The 18,636-nt window shown below is 71.8% G+C and carries 12 protein-coding genes and 1 pseudogene; 4 read left to right on the top strand and 9 right to left on the bottom strand.

The window, feature by feature from the left end:
- Window positions 1-58 precede the first annotated feature (58 nt).
- The gene (locus LN251_RS21520; protein ID WP_458245812.1) at window positions 59-1,039 is read right to left on the bottom strand and encodes a proline dehydrogenase family protein; all 981 of its coding nucleotides are present in this window, start codon (window positions 1,037-1,039) and stop codon (window positions 59-61) included.
- A 128-nt stretch (window positions 1,040-1,167) separates the two neighbouring features.
- Between LN251_RS21520 and LN251_RS21515 the strand changes: the two genes are divergently transcribed.
- Entirely contained in the window at window positions 1,168-2,367 is a 1,200-nt protein-coding gene (locus LN251_RS21515; protein WP_458245811.1) for a PucR family transcriptional regulator, read from the top strand.
- A gap of 10 nt (window positions 2,368-2,377) precedes the next feature.
- Here LN251_RS21515 and pdxR read toward each other — a convergent pair whose 3' ends face one another.
- The gene (gene pdxR / locus LN251_RS21510; RefSeq protein WP_458245810.1) at window positions 2,378-3,784 is read right to left on the bottom strand and encodes a MocR-like pyridoxine biosynthesis transcription factor PdxR; all 1,407 of its coding nucleotides are present in this window, start codon (window positions 3,782-3,784) and stop codon (window positions 2,378-2,380) included.
- Between the two features lie 47 nt (window positions 3,785-3,831).
- Between pdxR and LN251_RS21505 the strand changes: the two genes are divergently transcribed.
- A complete protein-coding gene (locus tag LN251_RS21505; RefSeq protein WP_458245809.1) occupies window positions 3,832-5,031 on the top strand; it encodes an MFS transporter in 1,200 nt (399 codons plus the stop codon).
- On the opposite strand, the gene LN251_RS21500 is transcribed toward LN251_RS21505, so the two are convergent.
- Complete coding sequence (locus LN251_RS21500; protein ID WP_458245808.1) at window positions 5,018-5,602, bottom strand: TetR/AcrR family transcriptional regulator; 585 nt, start codon at window positions 5,600-5,602, stop codon at window positions 5,018-5,020. The genes LN251_RS21505 and LN251_RS21500 overlap by 14 nt on opposite strands.
- 98 nt (window positions 5,603-5,700) lie before the next feature.
- On the opposite strand from LN251_RS21500, the pseudogene LN251_RS21495 reads away from it, so the two are divergent.
- Window positions 5,701-7,234 (top strand): annotated as a pseudogene (locus LN251_RS21495) (MFS transporter).
- A gap of 115 nt (window positions 7,235-7,349) precedes the next feature.
- Here the strand turns inward: LN251_RS21495 and serA are convergent.
- The 6 genes from serA to LN251_RS21465 form a co-directional block, all read right to left on the bottom strand.
- Window positions 7,350-8,939 (bottom strand): phosphoglycerate dehydrogenase, encoded by a 1,590-nt coding sequence (gene serA / locus LN251_RS21490; RefSeq protein ID WP_458245807.1) that lies wholly within the window; start codon window positions 8,937-8,939, stop codon window positions 7,350-7,352.
- 232 nt (window positions 8,940-9,171) lie between these two features.
- Window positions 9,172-10,170, bottom strand: a complete 999-nt coding sequence (gene ilvC / locus LN251_RS21485; RefSeq protein WP_058923009.1) for a ketol-acid reductoisomerase — start codon at window positions 10,168-10,170, stop codon at window positions 9,172-9,174.
- Between the two features lie 107 nt (window positions 10,171-10,277).
- The gene (gene ilvN, locus LN251_RS21480; RefSeq protein WP_058923010.1) at window positions 10,278-10,802 is read right to left on the bottom strand and encodes an acetolactate synthase small subunit; all 525 of its coding nucleotides are present in this window, start codon (window positions 10,800-10,802) and stop codon (window positions 10,278-10,280) included.
- Between the two features lie 21 nt (window positions 10,803-10,823).
- Window positions 10,824-12,668 carry an acetolactate synthase large subunit gene (locus LN251_RS21475; protein WP_458245806.1) on the bottom strand — a complete coding sequence of 615 codons (1,845 nt, stop codon included), beginning with the start codon at window positions 12,666-12,668 and terminating at the stop codon, window positions 10,824-10,826.
- Window positions 12,669-12,901: 233 nt separating this feature from the next.
- Window positions 12,902-15,925 (bottom strand): putative bifunctional diguanylate cyclase/phosphodiesterase, encoded by a 3,024-nt coding sequence (locus tag LN251_RS21470; RefSeq protein WP_458245805.1) that lies wholly within the window; start codon window positions 15,923-15,925, stop codon window positions 12,902-12,904.
- 441 nt (window positions 15,926-16,366) lie between these two features.
- On the bottom strand, window positions 16,367-17,317 hold the full coding sequence (locus tag LN251_RS21465) for a 2-hydroxyacid dehydrogenase (protein WP_458245804.1): 951 nt from the start codon (window positions 17,315-17,317) through the stop codon (window positions 16,367-16,369).
- Window positions 17,318-17,565: 248 nt separating this feature from the next.
- On the opposite strand from LN251_RS21465, the gene LN251_RS21460 reads away from it, so the two are divergent.
- Window positions 17,566-18,564, top strand: coding sequence for an aldo/keto reductase (locus tag LN251_RS21460; protein WP_458245803.1), 999 nt, complete (start codon window positions 17,566-17,568; stop codon window positions 18,562-18,564).
- Window positions 18,565-18,636 lie beyond the last annotated feature (72 nt).

Raw genomic sequence — 18,636 nt, 5'->3', positions numbered from 1 at the left:
GGTTCCGTAACTCCTTGTACGTGAGCGGGTGTCGCGGGGAGAGGGGAGGGTGGCCGGCTCAGCCCTTGCTGATCATGCTGCGCGCGAAGAACCGCAGGTTGGCGGGCTTCTCCGCGAGCCTCCGCATGAAGTAGCCGTACCAGTCGGTGCCGTAGGCGGTGTAGACGCGCATGCGGTGGCCCTCGGCGGCGAGCCGGAGGTGCTCGTCGCCGCGGATGCCGTAGAGCATCTGGAACTCGTACTCGTCGGGCTTGCGGCCGGCCCGGCGGGCCAGTTCCTGGCCGATGGAGATCAGGCGCGGGTCGTGGGAGCCGATCATCGGGTACCCGTCGCCCTCCATGAGGACGCGCAGGATCCGCACGTAGGCCTTGTCGATCTCGTGCTTCTGCTGGTAGGCGACCTCGGCGGGCTCCTTGTACGCGCCCTTGACCAGCCGCACCCGGCTGCCGGCCGCGGCGAGGCGGCGGGCGTCGGCCTCGGTACGGAAGAGGTAGGCCTGGATGACGCAGCCGGTCTGCGGGAAGTCCTTCCGCAGCTCCTCGTGGATGGCGAACATCGAGTCGAGGGTGGTGTGGTCCTCGGCGTCGAGGGTGACGGTCGTGCCGATGGCGGCGGCCGCCTCGACGACCGGACGGACGTTGGCGAGGGCGAGGTCGTGGCCGCCGTTGAATACGGGGGCGGGCCCGGAGGGCCCTTCGAGCAGGGCGGTGGTGGGCGACGGGAGGGACTGGCCGAACATCGACAGCTTCACCGACATCTCGGCGCGGTCGCCCAGCTCCAGCTCGCCCAGCCGTTCGACGAGCTCCAGGTAGGCGTCGCGGGCCGCGGCGGCCTGCTCCGGGCGGGTGATGTCCTCGCCCACGACGTCCATGGTCAGCTCCAGGCCCCTGCCCGTGAGCTCGCGGACGATCGGCACGATGTCGTCGACCGTCTCGCCCGGGATGAAGCGCTCGACGACCTGCCTGGTCACCGGGGCCGCCGAGATCAGGCGTCGCATCCGGTCGCTGCGCGACGCGGCAAGAATCACGGGACCCAGCACGGGGCACCTCCACAAACCAGCAGATAGAACCACCGTGAAACCTAAGGATCCCTCCGATCGTCAGCCATCGACAGCTGTCACGCATCCGTGCCGCAGATCTCAGACAGATGTATGAAGCGGCGCCGGTCGTGCGGGAGAATGCCCGTGTGACGGCCGACAGCAGAGGTGACTACCAGGAACTGGTCGACGAGATCTCGGAGCTCCTCGGCGCCCCCGCGACGCTGGAGAACCGCGACTTCGAGCTGATCGCCTTCGGGGCGTACGACAGCGAGGACGAGCTGGACGCGTCGGCGCTGGACCCCGTGCGCACCCGCTCGATCCTCACCCGGCGCTCCACCACGGCCGTCCGCACCTGGTTCGAGGGCTTCGGCATCACCCGGGCGACGGGCCCGGTCCGTATCCCGCCGACGCCCGAGGCGGGCGTGTACCGGGGGCGGATCTGTCTGCCGGTACGCCACCGCGGCGTCGTCCTCGGCTACGTCTGGCTGCTGGACTTCGACCCCGGCCCGACGGACCGGCAGCTGACGGCCGCCATGGAGGTCACGGTCCGCATCGGCGCCCTGCTCGCCGACGAGGCCCAGCACGGCGCCGACCTCACCCGGGAACTGCGGGCGGTGCTGACCGCCGAGCGGGACTGGCGGCTGGACATGGCGGTGGCCGAGCTGCGCACCGCCCTCGGTTCCCGCGCCGACGGCCCGCACACGATGGTGTGCGTGGCGCCCTGGCCCTCCGCCGACCCGGACGACGCGCCGTCGGTGCGCACGGTGCCGGGTGCGACGGCGCTGTGCACGGTGCCGTGGGGGGCCGACGCCCAGTGCCTCGCCCTGCTGGTGCGGCTGCGCTCGGCGGACGTGCTGACCCCGGCGACCTCGGCGGCGGGACGGCTGCTGGAGCGGGCGGGGCGGCTGGGCCCGGCCCGGACGGCCGCGGGGCTCGCCACCGCGCGCACCGGCCTGGCGGACCTGGGCACGTCCTGGCGGGAGGCGTCGGCCGCGGCACGGGCGGCGCTGGCGGAGCCCCGGCTCGGCCCGGTCGCCGAGTGGGCGGGCATCGGCCCGTTCCGGCTGCTGACCGCACTGCCCCCGGAGACGGCGCACGACGCCGCCGTACGGGCGCTGCTCTCCCCCGCCCACCGCGAACTGGCCCGCACGGCCGAGGTGTACCTCGACCGCGCCGGGCAGGCCGGCCGCACGGCGGCGGAGCTGGGCATCCACCGCCAGACCCTCTACTACCGCCTCTCCCGCGTCGAGAAGCTCACCGGCCTCGACCTGGACGACGGCGAGGACCGGCTGCTGCTGCACATGGCGCTCAAGGGGGCGCGGCTGTAAGGGCGCCCACTCACGCCCCGCTGAGCAGATCCGCCACGGCCGCCACGCCCTCGGTGATCGCACGGTCCGTCACCTGGCCGAATCCGAGGACGAGTTGAGGGGGAAGCGCGGTGCCGGAGGTCCGGCAGGCACTCATGCCGTACAGGCCCACCCCCCGGTCGCGGGCCCGCGTCACGACCGTCTCCTCCTCGGCGCCGTCGGGCAGGTGCGCCACCGCGTGGAACCCGGCCGCCAGCCCCGACAGCCGTACCGCGGGGGCGTGCCGGGCGAGGGCGGAGACGAGGGTGGTGCGGCGGGCGGCGTACACCGTGCGCATGCGGCGCAGATGACGGTCGTAGCGGCCGGACTCGATCAGGCGGGCGAGGGCCAGCTGGTCGAGGGTGGGTGAGCCGCGGTCGGCGACCCGCTTGTGGTCGGCGACGGCCTCCAGGAGGGCGGGCGGGCACAGCAGCCAGCCCAGCCGGAGCGCGGGCGCGAGGGACTTGCTCACCGTGCCGATGGAGATCACCCGATCGGCGGCCAGCCCCTGGAGCGCGCCCACGGGCTCGCGGTCGTAGCGGAACTCGGCGTCGTAGTCGTCCTCGACGACGTACGCGTCCCGGCGCGCCGCCCACGCGATCAGCGCATGGCGGCGCGAGGGCGCCAGGACCACGCCCGTCGGCCACTGGTGGGCCGGGGTGACGATCACCGCCCGGGCGCCGGTGGCGTCCAACTCCCCCACGTCGATGCCCTCTTCGTCGACCGGGACCGGGACGGCCGTCAGCCCCGCCGCCTCCGCGGCCGCCGCCGTGGCCGGACCGCCCGGGTCCTCGTAGGCCACGGACCGCACCCCGGCGCGGGCCAGGGCGCGCAGGGCGAGGCTCAGCCCCTGCGCGTAGCCGGAGCAGACGACGGTACGGGCGGGGTCGGCCGCGGCGCCCCGCACCCGGCCCAGATACCCGGCGACGACCTCGCGCAGTGCCGAACTGCCCCGCGGATCGCCGTAGTCGAGGTCGGCGGTCGGCATGCGCCGGGTCGCCTCCCTCGTCGCCCAGAGCCAGTCCGAGACCGGGAAGGAGGCCAGGTCCGGTACGCCGTGGCGGAAGTCGGCGATCATGCGGGGCCCGGTGTCGGGCGGGGACGGCACGGGGGCCTCGGGCACCTGCGCGCAGGCCGCCACGCGGGTGGCCGAGCCGACCCGGGTGACGAGGTAGCCCTCCGCCTGGAGTTGGGCGTAGCAGTCCTGGACGAGTCCCCGGGACAGGCCGAGCATCCGCGCGAGCTCCCGGGAGGACGGCAGGCGCTCGCCCGCCCGCAGCCGGCCCGAGCGGATGGCGTCCCGCACCTGGCCCTCGAGCTGGGCGGACAGCCGCTGCCCGCTCTCCCGGTCGAGCGTCACCAGCAGTTCGGGTGACAAACCGGCCCACTGCACTGGCATGGAATTGGAGCTTAGCGGAGGGCCGGTAGGTCTCTAGCGTCGACGGTATGACGACTTCGGCGAACTGCCCTCCCCGGACGGCCCCCGCACGGCCGTCGCTGCTGACCCGGCCCCTGCTGCTGCGCTTCGTCAGCCTGGTCGGCGCGAGCGTCAGCTTCTTCCTGCTGCTGTCGGTCGTGCCCGCGTACGCGGCCCTGTCGGGCGGCGGGAACGCGGCGGGCCTCGCCACCGGCTCCCTGATGCTCGCCACCGTCCTCGGCGAGCTGGTCACCCCCCGCCTGGTCGCCCGCCACGGCTACCGTCCGACCCTGATGGCCGGCCTGGTCCTGCTGGGCGCCCCGGCCCTGGTGCTGACGGTCTCGTCGGACATCGCGTGGATCGTCACCGTGTGCCTGCTGCGCGGTCTGGGCTTCGCGCTGACGATCGTGGCGGGCGGCGCGCTGACCGCGACCCTGATTCCCGCCGAGCGCCGGGGCGAGGGGCTGGCCCTGGTGGGCGTGGTCTCCGGGGTGCCGTCCCTGGTCGCGCTGCCACTGGGCCTGTGGCTGGTCACGCACGCGGGATACGGGACGGTGGCCGTGATCGGGGGGACGGCCGCGCTCGCCGCGACGGTCTCGGTGCTGGGCCTGCCGACCGCGGACGCGCGGAAGGCGGAGGCGGCGCCCGGTGGGGACCGGCCCGTCGGCGTGCTGCGCGGTCTGCGCACCGGTGCCCTGCTGCGCCCCGTCCTCGTCTTCGCCACCACCGCGACGGCCGCCGGGATCATCGTCACCTTCCTGCCGCTGGCCGTGCCGAGGGCGCACTCCGGTGTGGTCACGGTGGCCCTGTTCGTGCAGCCCGCGGCCGCGACGGCGACCCGCTGGCTGGCGGGCCGGCACGGCGACCGGCACGGCAGTGCCCGGCTCGTGCTGCCGGGACTGCTGCTGTCGGCGGCGGGTGTGGCCGTGACCGCGACGACCGGCACGCCGGCCGCCGTGATCGCCGGAACGGCCCTGTTCGGTGCCGGGTTCGGCATCGCCCAGAACTCCACCCTCGCGCTCATGTACGCCCGGGTCTCGCCGTCCTCGTACGGCACGGTCAGCGCGCTGTGGAACCTGGCCTACGACGGCGGGATGGGCGTCGGTGCGGCGGGCTTCGGCGTGCTGGCGGGGGCGACCGGCTACCCGTGGGCCTTCGCGATGACGGCCGGGGCGATGCTGACCGCCCTGATGCCGGTGGTGCGCGACCGGCGGATCAGTCGTTCCTGACGCCCTCGATCACCCGTCGCAGCCCCTCGGTGAGCTGGTCGGCGTCGGTGGCCGAGCCCGGGTCGAAGAGCCACTGGACCATCAGGCCGTTGAGCAGGGTCTGGTAGAAGCGGCCTTCGGTGTCCACCGCGCTCTCCTCCAGCCGGTCCTCGGGGACGCCGTTGAACATCGTCAGGATGCCCTTGCGGCCCTCCACCTGCGCCTCGGCCAGGAGTTTGCGCACCTCGGGAAGCCTGTCGCCCTGGAACAGCAGCTCGAAGCTGAGCAGCCAGATCGCCTGCGAGGCGGGCACGGACCGGATGATGCCCGCCCACACCTCCTGGAACCGCTCCAGCGACCCGGCCGGCGGAGCCGGCTGCGCGCCCCAGCCGGGCTCGAAGGTGTCGCCGACGCCCTCGATCAGCTCGACGTACGCCTGCACCAGCAGCGCGTCCTTGGAGCCGTAGTGGTAGCCGATCGACGCCAGGTTGGTCCCCGACTCCTTGACGATGTCCCGCGCGGTCGTCCGCAGGAACCCCTTCTGAAGCAGGCAGCGCTTGGCGCCCTCGAGCAGATCCTCACGGTGTCCCATGCCGGCCACCCTACCGCCGGATCCATACAGCCGTCCTAGACGAGCGATTTATACAAGCGTCATAGACAAGCGTTTAATACGCGCGTACATTCCTCCGCATGATGAACTCGACGAGCACCACCGCGACCGCGGCCGGCACCGCCCGCGCGGGCCGCCGCGAATGGACCGCCCTGGGCGTGCTGATGCTCCCGCTGCTGCTGGTCTCGATGGACGTGTCGGTCCTCTACTTCGCGATCCCCGCGATCAGCGCCGACCTGGAGCCGAGCGGCACCCAGCAGCTGTGGATCTTCGACATCTACGCCTTCGTGCTGGCGGGCCTGCTGATGACGATGGGCTCGCTGGGCGACCGCATCGGCCGCCGCCGGCTCCTGCTGCTGGGCGCGCCGCCGGCTCCTGCTGCTGGGCGCGGCCGCCTTCGGCACGGCCTCCCTGATCGCCGCCTACGCCGACAGCGCCGAGACCCTGATCGCGGCCCGCGCGGTGCTCGGTGTCGGCGGCGCCACCCTGATGCCCTCGACGATGGCGCTGATCCGCACGATGTTCACCGACCCCGCGCAGCGCGCGAAGGCGATCGGCCTGTGGTCCGGTGTGATGACGGCGGGCATCGCGCTCGGCTCGGTGCTGAGCGGCGTGCTGGTCCAGTACTTCTGGTGGGGCTCGGTCTTCCTGGTCAACCTGCCCGCGATGGCGCTGCTGCTGGTCCTGGGCCCGTTCCTGCTCCCGGAGTCCAGGGACCCGCACCCCGGCCGCTTCGACTGGCCGAGCGTCCCGCTGTCCATGGCGGGCGTGCTCCCGGTGATCTACGGCCTGAAGGAGATCACCTCCGAGGGCCTGCACCCGCAGTACGTCGTCTCGATCACCGTCGGCCTGCTCTTCGCGGCCGCCTTCGTCCACCGCCAGCGCACCACGGCCTCACCGATGATCGACCCGGCCCTCTTCCGCGGCCGCGGCTTCGCCCCCTCGGTCGTGCTGAACCTCGTCGGCTCGTTCGCGATGCTGGGCTCGGCGTACTTCACCACGCAGTACCTGCAGTCGGTGCTCGGCAAGAGCGCGATGGAGGCCGCCCTGTGGGCGCTGCTCCCCTCGGTGCCGATCGGCATGGCGGCCCCCCTGGCGACCACCCTGGTCCAGAAGGGGGTCGACCGCGCCCATGTCGTCACCGCCGGTTTCGCCGTCGGCGCCTGCGGCTACGCCCTGCTCTCCCTCGCGGACACCGACTCCCTCTGGCTGGTCCTCGCCGCCTGCGGCGTCCTCGCCTCCGGCATCGTCATGGTCATCGCCCAGATCACGGACCTGGCACTCGGCAGCGCCCCGGTGGAGCGCGCCGGCTCGGCGTCCTCCCTGATGGAGACCGGTGGCGAGTTCGGCGGCGCCCTGGGCATGGCGGTGCTCGGCTCGATCGGCACGGCGATCTACCGCCACGACATCCCGGCCACGGCACCGGACGCGGCCCGCGAGACCCTGGGCGGCGCGCTGGCGGTCGCCGACCGCGTACCGGGCCTGGCCACGACGGCACGGGAGGCCTTCACCCACGGAATGCAGGGCGCGGCGATCGCGGGGGTGCTGCTGCTGGCGGGCGCGGCGGTGCTCGCGGCGAGGACGCTGCGGGGAATCCGCGTCGGCGACGAGTAGCGGAACACACGAACGCCGGACGGGCACACTTCAGCCCGTCCGGCGTTTGAGGACGAGGCCCCTTCAGGGCCGAAGCGGGGGCCTGGGGGCGGCAGCCCCCAGACCGACCGCGACCTCAGACGAGGTTCACGGATCGAGCGAACGTCGCCCCGATCTCCGTCTCCACCTCACCCAGCACCCCGGAGGGCACCGTGTCGTCGACGGTCAGCACGGCCAGCGCCTCGCCGCCGGCGACCGCGCGGGAGACCTGCATACCGGCGATGTTGATGCCCGACTCGCCGAAGATGCGGCCCACGGTGCCGACGACACCGGGACGGTCCTCGTACCGCAGCACCACCATGTGGTCGGCGAGGGCGAGGTCGACGTCGTAGTCACCGACGGCGACGATCTTCTGCAGGTGCTTGGGGCCGGCCAGAGTGCCGGAGACCGACACCTCCTCGCCGTCGGAGAGCGTGCCCCGCACGGTGACGACGTTGCGGTGGTCGGCCGACTCCGAGCTGGTCGTCAGCCGCACCTCGACGCCGCGCTCCTGCGCGAACAGCGGGGCGTTGACGTACGAGACGGTCTCGTCGACGACGTCCTCGAAGACACCCTTGAGGGCGGACAGCTCCAGCACCTTCACGTCGTGCTGGGTGATCTCGCCGTAGACCTCGACGTCGAGGCGGACGGCGACCTCGCCCGCGAGCGCGGTGAAGATGCGGCCGAGGCGCTCCGCGAGGGGCAGGCCCGGCTTGACGTCCTCGGCGATGACGCCGCCCTGGACGTTCACCGCGTCGGGCACGAGCTCACCGGCGAGGGCGAGGCGCACCGAGCGGGCGACGGCGATACCGGCCTTCTCCTGCGCCTCGTCCGTCGACGCGCCGAGGTGCGGGGTGCACACGACCTGGTCGAACTCGAAGAGCGGGGAGTCGGTGCAGGGCTCCTTGGCGTACACGTCGAGGCCGGCGCCGGCGACCCGGCCCTCCTTCAGCGCCGAGTACAGCGCCTCCTCGTCGACGATCCCGCCGCGCGCGGCGTTGACGATGCGCACGCTCGGCTTGACCTTGCGCAGCGCCTCGTCGCCGATGAGGCCGAGGGTCTCGGGGGTCTTGGGGAGGTGGACGGTGATGAAGTCGGAGACCTCGAGCAGCTCGTCCAGCGACAGCACCTTCACGCCCATCTGCGCGGCGCGGGCGGGCTGGATGTAGGGGTCGTAGGCGACGACCTTCATGCCGAAGGCGGACATGCGCTGCGCGACGAGGGCACCGATGCGGCCCAGGCCCACGACACCCAGCGTCTTCTCCGCGAGCTCCACGCCCGTGTACTTGCTGCGCTTCCACTCGCCGTTCTTCAGCGCGGCGTTGGCCTGCGGGATGTGGCGGGCGGTGGCGACGAGCAGACCGCAGGCCAGCTCGGCGGCGGTCACGATGTTCGAGGTGGGGGCGTTGACGACCATCACGCCGGCCTTGGTGGCGGCGGAGACGTCGACGTTGTCCAGGCCGACGCCGGCTCGTGCGACGACCTTCAGCTTGTGCGCGGCGGCGATGGCCTCGGCGTCCACCTTGGTGGCGGAGCGGATCAGGATCGCGTCGACGTCGGCGATGGCCGGGAGCAGTTCGGCTCGGTCCGCTCCGTTGCAGTGCCGGATCTCGAAGTCCGGGCCAAGCGCGTCCACAGTCGCGGGCGACAGCTCTTCAGCGATGAGTACGACGGGTTTCGAGCTCACGTGAGTCCTCACAAGTCCAATGCGGACGGCCGTCCCGACGGCCGCAGGCGGTGGAGGTTGGCTAGCCGCGTGGAAGACGCACGACGCTGTGGGCCTGACGCGTATGTAGTACGGCAGTGTAGTGGCGCGGCGGAGGTCGTCTTGCGCCTCTGCGGAAGGATCACCCGTCCGTGATGCGACGGGTTGGACAACGGGGCCGGAGCGGTCCGCTCCGGCCCCGTGGCCATGAGGCTTACGCCTCCTCGTCGACCCAGCTCATCAGCTTGCGCAGCTGCTTGCCCGTGGTCTCCAGCAGGTGGTCGGCGTCCTGCTGCTTGTACTCGTTGTACTTCTTCAGACCGCCGTGGTACTCGGCCATCCACTCACGCGCGAAGGTGCCGTCCTGGATCTCGGCGAGGACCTTCTTCATCTCGGCCTTGGTGGCGTCGGTGATGATCCGCGGGCCGGTGACGTAGTCGCCCCACTCGGCGGTCTCCGACACGCTCCAGCGCATCTTCTCCAGGCCGCCCTCGTACATGAGGTCCACGATCAGCTTCAGCTCGTGCAGGCACTCGAAGTAGGCGATCTCCGGCTGGTAGCCGGCCTCGACCAGGGTCTCGAAACCGGCCTTGACCAGGGCGGAGGTGCCACCGCACAGGACGGCCTGCTCGCCGAACAGGTCGGTCTCGGTCTCCTCGGTGAAGGTCGTCTTGATGACGCCGGCGCGGGTGCCGCCGATGCCCTTCGCGTACGACAGCGCCAGCGCGAAGCCGTTGCCCGTGGCGTCCTGCTCGACGGCCACGATGCAGGGGACGCCGCGGCCCTCCTCGTACTGGCGGCGCACCAGGTGACCCGGGCCCTTGGGGGCGACCATGCACACGTCGACGTTCGCCGGGGGCTTGATGAAGTCGAAGCGGATGTTCAGGCCGTGGCCGAAGAACAGCGCGTCGCCGTCCTTCAGGTTCGGGGCGATGGACTCCTCGTAGACCTGGGCCTGGATCGGGTCCGGGACGAGGATCATGATGACGTCGGCCTCGGCGGCGGCCTCCGACGGCGTCACCACGCGCAGGCCCTGCTCCTCGGCCTTCGCCTTGGACTTGGAGCCCTCGTGCAGACCGACACGGACGTCGACACCCGAGTCACGGAGCGACAGCGCGTGGGCGTGGCCCTGGCTGCCGTAACCGATGACCGCGACCTTGCGGCCCTGGATGATGGACAGGTCGGCGTCGGCGTCGTAGAACAGCTCGGCCACTTTGGGTTCTCTCCTTGTGTGCAGGTGTTGCGTCCCACCGTATGACGGTGGGCGGAAGGGAAGTCTCGGGGTCTCGGTATACGGGCGGCCGAAACCGCCCGTACGCCTCATGCGCTGCGGTCGAGGGCCCGCAGCGAGCGGTCCGTGATGGAGCGGGCGCCGCGGCCGATCGCGATCGTGCCGGACTGCACGAGCTCCTTGATGCCGAACGGCTCCAGCATCTTGAGCATGGCGGACAGCTTGTCGCTGCTGCCGGTGGCCTCGATCGTCACGGCCTCCGGGGAGACGTCGACGGTCTTGGCACGGAAGAGCTGGACGATCTCCACGATCTGCGAGCGCGTCTCGTTGTCGGCCTTGACCTTCACCAGAACGAGTTCGCGCTGAACCGCCTGCGCGGGCTCCAGCTCGACGATCTTCAGCACGTTGACGAGCTTGTTGAGCTGCTTCGTCACCTGCTCCAGCGGGAGGTCGTCCACGCTGACGACGATGGTGATGCGGGAGATGTCGGGGTGCTCGGTGACACCCACGGCGAGCGAGTCGATGTTGAAGCCGCGGCGGGAGAAGAGGGCGGCGATCCGGGCCAGGATGCCCGGGGTGTTCTCCACCAGGACGGAGAGCGTGTGCTTGGACATGGTCTTTTACGTCTCTCTCGCTCAGTCGTCTTCGTTGTCGCCGAAGTCGGGGCGCACGTCCCGGGCGGCCATGATCTCGTCGTTGGAGGTGCCGGCGGCGACCATCGGCCACACCATCGCGTCCTCGTGGACGATGAAGTCGACGACGACGGGCCGGTCGTTGATGGAGTTCGCCTCTTCGATGACCTTGTCGAGGTCGTCCGGGGACTCGCAGCGGATCGCGTAGCAGCCCATGGCCTCCGACAGCTTCACGAAGTCGGGGACGCGGGTGCCCCTGGCCTCCGGGTTGACGTCGTCGGGGCCGGAGTGCAGCACGGTGTTGGAGTACCGCTGGTTGTAGAAGAGGGTCTGCCACTGGCGGACCATCCCGAGGGCGCCGTTGTTGATGACGGCGACCTTGATCGGGATGTTGTTCAGGGCGCAGGTGGTGAGCTCCTGGTTGGTCATCTGGAAGCAGCCGTCGCCGTCGATCGCCCAGACCGTCCGGTCCGGCACGCCGGCCTTGGCGCCCATGGCGGCCGGGACCGCGTAGCCCATCGTCCCGGCGCCGCCGGAGTTCAGCCAGGTCGCGGGCTTCTCGTACTGGATGAAGTGCGCGGACCACATCTGGTGCTGGCCGACACCCGCCGCGAAGATCGTGCCCTCCGGGGCGAGCTGTCCGATGCGCTCGATGACCTGCTGCGGGGAGAGCGAGCCGTCGTCGGGCAGGTCGTAGCCCAGCGGGTAGGTGTCCCGCCACCGGGACAGGTCCTTCCACCAGGCGCTGTAGTCGCCCTGATGGCCCTCGCTGTGCTCCTTCTGCACGGCCTGGATGAGGTCGGCGATGACCTCGCGCGCGTCCCCGACGATCGGCACGTCGGCGGCGCGGTTCTTGCCGATCTCCGCGGGGTCGATGTCGGCGTGGACGATCTTGGCGTGCGGGGCGAAGCTGTCCAGCTTGCCGGTGACGCGGTCGTCGAAACGGGTTCCGAGGGCGACGATCAGGTCGGCCTTCTGCAGCGCGGTGACGGCGGTGACCGCACCGTGCATGCCCGGCATTCCCACGTGCAGCGGGTGGCTGTCGGGGAATGCGCCGAGCCCCATCAGGGTGGTGGTGACGGGGGCTCCGGTGAGTTCGGCGAGGACCTTCAGCTCGGCCGTGGCACCGGCCTTGATGACGCCGCCGCCGACGTACAGGACGGGCCGCTTGGCCTGGGTGATCAGCTTGGCGCCCTCGCGGATCTGCTTGGCGTGCGGCTTGGTCACCGGGCGGTAGCCGGGCAGGTCCATCACCGGCGGCCAGGAGAAGGTCGTCTTCGCCTGGAGGGCGTCCTTGGCGATGTCGACCAGCACCGGGCCGGGGCGGCCGGTGGAGGCGATGTGGAAGGCCTGCGCGATGACCCGCGGGATGTCCTCGGCCTTGGTGACGAGGAAGTTGTGCTTGGTGATCGGCATCGTGATGCCGACGATGTCCGCCTCCTGGAAGGCGTCCGTGCCGATCGCCTTGGAGGCCACCTGCCCGGTGATCGCCACGAGCGGCACCGAGTCCATGTGGGCGTCCGCGATCGGGGTGACCAGGTTGGTGGCGCCGGGGCCCGAAGTGGCCATGCAGACACCGACCTTGCCGGTGGCCTGCGCGTAGCCGGTGGCCGCGTGGCCGGCGCCCTGCTCGTGACGGACCAGGACGTGGCGCACCCGGGTCGAGTCCATCAGGGGGTCGTACGCGGGAAGGATGGCACCGCCGGGAATGCCGAATACCGTGTCGGCCCCGACCTCCTCGAGAGAGCGGATGAGGGACTGCGCACCCGTGACGTGCTCGGGGGCGGACTGGTGTCCTCCGGATCGGGGCCGCGGCTGCGGATGGGCCCCGGTGGCCTGCTCGGTCATCGTCAGTCTCTTCTCGATGCTGAGGGTTTTTTGCGAGGTTTGTACGGTGTTCGGCTGCTGCACGAAAAGCGCCTGGTGCAACAAAAAACCCCTCGTGCCGTAAGGCAAGCGAGGGGAGCGCGCCGGGTGGAGGTCGCTGAGCGGTGGTGGGCTCAGCGTCAGCCGACGCGCTTTCCAAGTACGAGAATTCGGGTGCGCATGGCACTGACCCTCCCCCCGACGCGCACCACGTGTCAAGTGGGTGGGACGGGAGTCTCATCATGTGAACGCAGGGCGGTTCCACCTCCGAGCACGACCGGTACCCCACTGGTGTACACCCCCGCGCTCCTCTCCGTGGTCCGTTCGCCTCCGCCGCCGCCCGCGAACGCCGGCTCGACGGGGCCGTGCGGCACCGGATAATGGCCGGTTCCCAGCGCCCGGCGCAGCCGGTACTCGTCCAGCGGGCCGGAGAAGGCCATGCCCTGGCCGTGGGTGCAGCCCATGGCGCGCAGCGCGACGACCTGCTCCGGCAGGTCCACGCCGTCGGCCACGGACTGCAGCCCGAGGTCGGTCGCGATCCGCAGCAGCCCGCTGGTGATCTTGTGCAGCCGCGCGGACTCGACGACGCCCTCGACCAGGGTGCGGTCGAGCTTGAGCACGTCGACGGGGAGTCTGCGCAGGGCCGTGATCGCCGCGTGGCCGCTGCCGAAGCCGTCCAGGGCGATCCGGACGCCGAGCCGGCGCAGGGCGGACAGCCGGCGCTCCAGCTCGTCCAGGGACACCTTGGGGTCGGTGTCGGACAGCTCGATCACCAGGGCGCCGGACGGCAGGCCGTGCCGGGTCAGCAGGGCCTCGATCGAGCCGAGCGGCATCGACCGGTCCAGCAGGCGGTGGGCGCTCATCCGTACCGCGACGGGCACGGCGAGCCCCGTGGCGGTGCGCTCGGCGGCCTGCTCGACGGCCTCCTCCAGGATCCAGCGGCCCAGTTCCTGCGTCCTGTCGCCCTCGTCCGCGACCCGCAGGAACTCGGCCGGCGTGAACAGCACCCCCTGGGACGATCGCCAGCGCGCCAGTGCCTCGACCGATGTGATCCGGCCGTTCTCCAGACAGACCACGGGCTGGTGCAGCAGGGCGAACTCGCCGTCGTGCAGTGCGGCCCGCAGGCGCGTGGCCAGTTCCGCCTTGCGTACGACGTCCTGCTGCATCTGGGGTGCGTACAGCTCGACGCGGCCCTTGCCGCCGGCCTTGGCGCGGTACATGGCGAGGTCGGCGTTGCGCAGCAACTCGCCCGCCCCGAGGCCGGGTTCGGCGAAGGCGACGCCGATGGACGCGGCCACCCGGACATCGTTGCCGTCGATGAGGTAGGGCTGGGAGAGGGTGATCCTGAGGCGGTCGGCGAGCTCCATGATGTGCCGTTCGCGTGCGGCCCGGTCCCGGGTGCCGTCCCCGACGATCAGGGCCGCGAACTCGTCGCCGCCGAGCCGCGAGGCGGTGTCCCCCTGCCGGACCGCGTCCTGGAGTCTGCGGGCGGCCTGGACGAGGAGCTCGTCCCCGGCCTGGTGCCCGATCGTGTCGTTGACGGCCTTGAAGCCGTCGAGGTCGATGAAGAGGACGGCCGTGCCGCGCAGGGACGCCCGGTCGGCGGCCCGGCGGCCGGACAGCGCCTGCTGGACGCGCTGGGTGAACAGGGCGCGGTTGGGCAGGTCGGTGAGCGGGTCGTGCTCGGCGTTGTGCTGCAACTGCGCCTGCAGGCGCACCCTTTCGGTCACGTCCCGGCTGTTGAAGAGCAGGCCGCCGTGGTGGCGGTTGACGGTGGACTCGACGTTGAGCCAGCCCCCGCCGCCCGCCCGGAAGCGGCACTCGATGCGGGTGGTGGGCTCGTCCTGAGGGCTGGCGGCGAGGAAGCGGCGCACCTCGTGCACCACGCAGCCCAGGTCCTCCGGGTGGATGAGACTGGCCAGTTCGGTGCCCACCAGGTCCTCGGCGGGCCGTCCGTAGACCCCGGCGGCGGCCGGGGAGACGTACCTGAGGACGCCGCTGGGCGCGGCGATCATGATGACGTCGCTGGAGCCCTGCACCAGGGAGCGGAAGTGGTTCTCCTTCTGCGCGAGTTCCTGGGTGAGGGTGATGTTGTCGAGCAGCATGATGCCCTGGCGCACCACGAGGGCGAGCACCACGGTGCCGCCGGTGATGAGCACGGTCGGGTCGGGCTTCCTGCCGTTGAGGACGTTGTAGAGGATGCCCAGGGTGCAGACGGCCGCGGCGAGATACGGCGTGAGCGCGGCCAGGGAGCCGGCGATGGGCCGGGCGGCCGGGTACCGGGTGCGATCACCTCCCTGCGGGGGCGCGTGATGCTGGTGGGTGCCGCCGTGCGGGCCCGGCAGGTGCTCGTGCACCACGCGCGTGTGGCCGTCGCCCTCCGCGGAGTCCTGGCCGCCGCGGGGAGCGGTCCAGGGGGCGTACGCCAAGAGCAGGGAGCCGGCGAACCAGCCCGCGTCGAGCAACTGGCCCGACTGGTAGTTGTTCTGCAGCAGCGGGGAGCTGAACAGGGCGTCGCACATGACCGTCAGCGCGAGCGCGCCGATGGCGGTGTTGATCGCCGCCCGGTTGGCGGCCGTGCGCCGGAAGTGCAGCGCGAGCACCACGCTGACCAGGGCGATGTCCAGCAGGGGGTAGGCCAGCAGCAGCGCGCTGCGCGCGAGGTGCGGCCCGTCGGCCTCGGCGGTCTTGGCGAGCGCGAGGCTCCAGGAGAGCGTGAGCAGCGAGCCGCCGATCAGCCAGGCGTCCAGCCCGAGGCACATCCAGCCGGCCTTGGTCACCGGCCGTTTGGCGAGCACGAGCAGGCCCACGATGGCGGGCGGCGCGAAGCCCACGAAGAAGATGTTGGCGTAGCTGACGGTGGGCACGGCCTCGCCGAGGACGACCTCGTACCACCCCCAGACGGCGTTGCCCAGGGCCGCCATCGCCGAGGAGAGGGCGAACAGCAGCCAGGCGGAACGGAAGCGCGCGCAGTGCCCGTACGCGTACAGGAAGCAGGACACGGCGGCGGTGGCCGCGGCCGCGCTGAGCCCGAAGTCACCCATGATGTCTGCCAGTTCCTGCGAACCCCAGCCGAAAGCGGAACCGACGGCGTATCCCGCGCAGACCAAGGCCAGGACGAGCTGGTGAACGGGGCCCGTCCGGCCGCCGCCGGACCGCGGACGCGTCGGCCGTGCCCCCGGGGCGGACTGGGCTCGCAGCATTCCGTCGAGGGTGGTGGCGACAGGCGGCGAGTTCACCGGGCCCTCCCGGTCCGCGCAGCTCCGGGGTCCCGCGGGTCCCGGTGCGCTGGGTGCGCATGCCTTCTGCGGGTGCTGTGCCTGCGGTGGTGGTGGCTGTGACGGCAGCCGTGACCGCCGTGGTGACCGTGTCTGCGCGCGGCCGTGCGCCAGGGTCGCCGCCGGCGGCTCCGCCGCGTCGGATCGCTCGTCCATAGGCCGTGCATCGCCCGTCGCCCCCCTCACAGTCTGCAATGTCCATCCCCAGCGCCGAACGGTGCGCGGCGCAGCCCCTGTCGGGGACGATACACCAGTCTCGTCACTCAGGGACATAGTTCCTCTACGCTCCGTGACGACCAGCGGCGTTGTGAGTACGGACCGCTTCCTAGGGGTTGCGGAGGGTACCGGAAATGGGTGACACGCCTGTTGCGCCCCGCGCGCGGGACGCTCAAGTCGTCGGGGTCATGCGCCGGTTGTTCCCGTCGTAAGGATCACGTTGCGCAGTGGTTCTCGGTTCAAGAAACGCGTCAACTGGTCCACGAGAAGCCGTTCGGCGCGGGGCCGGAAGGCGGAGGTGGGGCCGCCGACGTGGGGGCTGATGAGCACGCCGGGCGCGCGCCACAGGGGGTGCTCGGCGGGCAGCGGCTCGGGGTCGGTGACGTCGAGGGCCGCGGCGATCCGGCCGGTCTCGAGTTCCGCGAGCAGCGCCTTGGTGTCGACGACGGGGCCGCGCGCGACGTTGACGAGGAGGGCGCCGTCCTTCATGCGGGCGAGGAACTCGGCGCCGGCCAGGCCCCGGGTGGAGTCGGTGAGGGGTGTGATGAGGACGACGACGTCCGCCTCGGGGAGCAGGCGGGGCAGATCGGTGAGCGGGTGCACCGGCCCGCGCTCCGTCGTGCGCGCGGAGCGCGCAACGCGCACCACCCGCGCGACCTCGAACGGAACGAGCCGGTCCTCGATCGCGGATCCGATCGAGCCGTAGCCCACGATGAGCACGCTCTTGTCGGCGAGCGCCGGCCGGAACCCGCCGAGCCACTCGCCGCGCTCCTGCGCGCGCACGAAGTCCGGGACGCCCCGCAGGGAGGCCAGGATCAGGGTGAGCGCGAGTTCGGCGGTGCTCGCCTCGTGCACCCCGCGTGCGTTGCACACCTGCACGCCCGGCCGCAGCCGGGGCAGCCCCGGCTGCACGTTGTCGATCCCGGCGGACAGCGTCTGCACCACCTGGACGGAGCTCAGTTCGGACAGGGGCCGCACGGCGACCTCTGCGGACTTCATGTAGGGGACGACGTAGAAGAGGCAGTCGGCCGGGTCCGCGGGGTAGGCCTGCTCACCGTTCCAGAAAAGGTAGTTCGGCCCCGCGGGAAGGTTCTCGATCTCCTCAGGCGGGAGGGGAAGCCACACGTCAGCAGTCATGACAGGAGGCTAGGGCCTTCCCGGCGGGTCGGGTCGGACAATACGGACAGCGAGTGATCAACGCCGGTGAGCGGGGTCCGGTGCGTTCAGCTGCAAGGCGGAGGAGGGAGTCGGCGAGTGACGACAACGCCGCAGATGTGCGTGCCAGACCCCGCGCCCCGGGCCGGCCCGCTGGGAAGGCCCTATGTCAGGGCCATGGGGAGTCAGAGGTTAGGTTGGGGGCTCGGCACAGGGAGGGTCACGGGCAGGTGGAGCGCAGGACGATCGGCGCGAGGGCACTCGCGGTGGGGGCCGTCGGCCTTGGGTGCATGCCGATGAGCTGGGCGTACAGCGCCTCGCGGCGGCGGGGCGACGAGTCGCTCAGGGCGGTGCACCGGGCGCTGGATTCCGGCTCGACGCTCCTGGACACCGCCGACATGTACGGCCCGTTCACCAACGAACTGCTGCTGGGGCGGGTGCTCAAGGAGCGGCGCGCGGACGCGTTCGTGTCGACGAAGGTGGGCCTGCTCGTCGGCGAGCAGCACATCGTGGCCAACGGCCGCCCCGGCTATGTGAAGCGCGCCTGCGACGCCTCGCTGCGGCGGTTGCAGACGGACGTCATCGACCTCTACCAGCTGCACCGGGCGGACCCCGAGGTGCCCGTGGAGGAGACATGGGGCGCGATGGCGGAACTCGTCCGGGCGGGCAAGGTACGGGCGTTGGGGCTGTGCGCGGTCGGTGCCCGCGGCGGCCGTCGCTCCGGGGGCCGGCTGCACGACGCAACGATTCTGCAGCTCCAGCGGGTGCAGCAGGTCTTCCCGGTCAGCGCGGTGGAGGCCGAGCTGTCGGTGTGGTCGCCGGACGCCCTCGACGCGCTGCTGCCGTGGTGCGAGGCGCGTGACATCGGCTTCCTGGCCGCGATGCCGCTGGGCAACGGCTTCCTCACCGGGACCCTGGTCCCCGGCGTGGGTTTCGAGGCGGACGACGTGCGCGCCCGCCACCCGCGCTTCACGGCGGAGATGATGGCCGCCAACCAGCCGATCGTGGCGGGTCTGCGCCGCGTCGCGGCCCGGCACGGCGAGGACGTCACCGCGGCCCAGGTGGCACTGGCGTGGGTGCTGGCGCAGGGCCGGCACGTGGTCGCCGTCCCGGGCACCAAGCGGGAGCGGTGGGCGGCGGAGAACGCGGCGGCCGCCGGTCTGCGGCTGACGCCCCAGGACCTGGCCGAGGTGGCCCGGCTACCGCGGGCGCGGGGCTCCTGGGACTGAGCGACGTAGGGTCCGCGGCCGTACTCCTGCCGGACGGAGGTTCGACGCCGCCCGGCCGGGAACCTGGAGGGC

The sequence above is a fragment of the Streptomyces sp. MAI_2237 genome (genome assembly GCF_054189285.1).
Note: the sequence above shows the minus strand (reverse complement) of the source record. Positions and strands in the feature narration are given on the sequence as shown.

What these genes read in the sequence shown, in the direction of transcription:
- LN251_RS21500 (WP_458245808.1), bottom strand. Translation starts at nt 5,602, where the DNA reads ATGGGACACCGTGAGGATCTGCTCGAGGGCGCCAAGCGCTGCCTGCTT.
- LN251_RS21505 (WP_458245809.1), top strand. Translation starts at nt 3,832, where the DNA reads ATGACGACTTCGGCGAACTGCCCTCCCCGGACGGCCCCCGCACGGCCG.
- LN251_RS21475 (WP_458245806.1), bottom strand. Translation starts at nt 12,668, where the DNA reads ATGACCGAGCAGGCCACCGGGGCCCATCCGCAGCCGCGGCCCCGATCC.
- LN251_RS21465 (WP_458245804.1), bottom strand. Translation starts at nt 17,317, where the DNA reads ATGACTGCTGACGTGTGGCTTCCCCTCCCGCCTGAGGAGATCGAGAAC.
- pdxR (WP_458245810.1), bottom strand. Translation starts at nt 3,784, where the DNA reads ATGCCAGTGCAGTGGGCCGGTTTGTCACCCGAACTGCTGGTGACGCTC.
- ilvN (WP_058923010.1), bottom strand. Translation starts at nt 10,802, where the DNA reads ATGTCCAAGCACACGCTCTCCGTCCTGGTGGAGAACACCCCGGGCATC.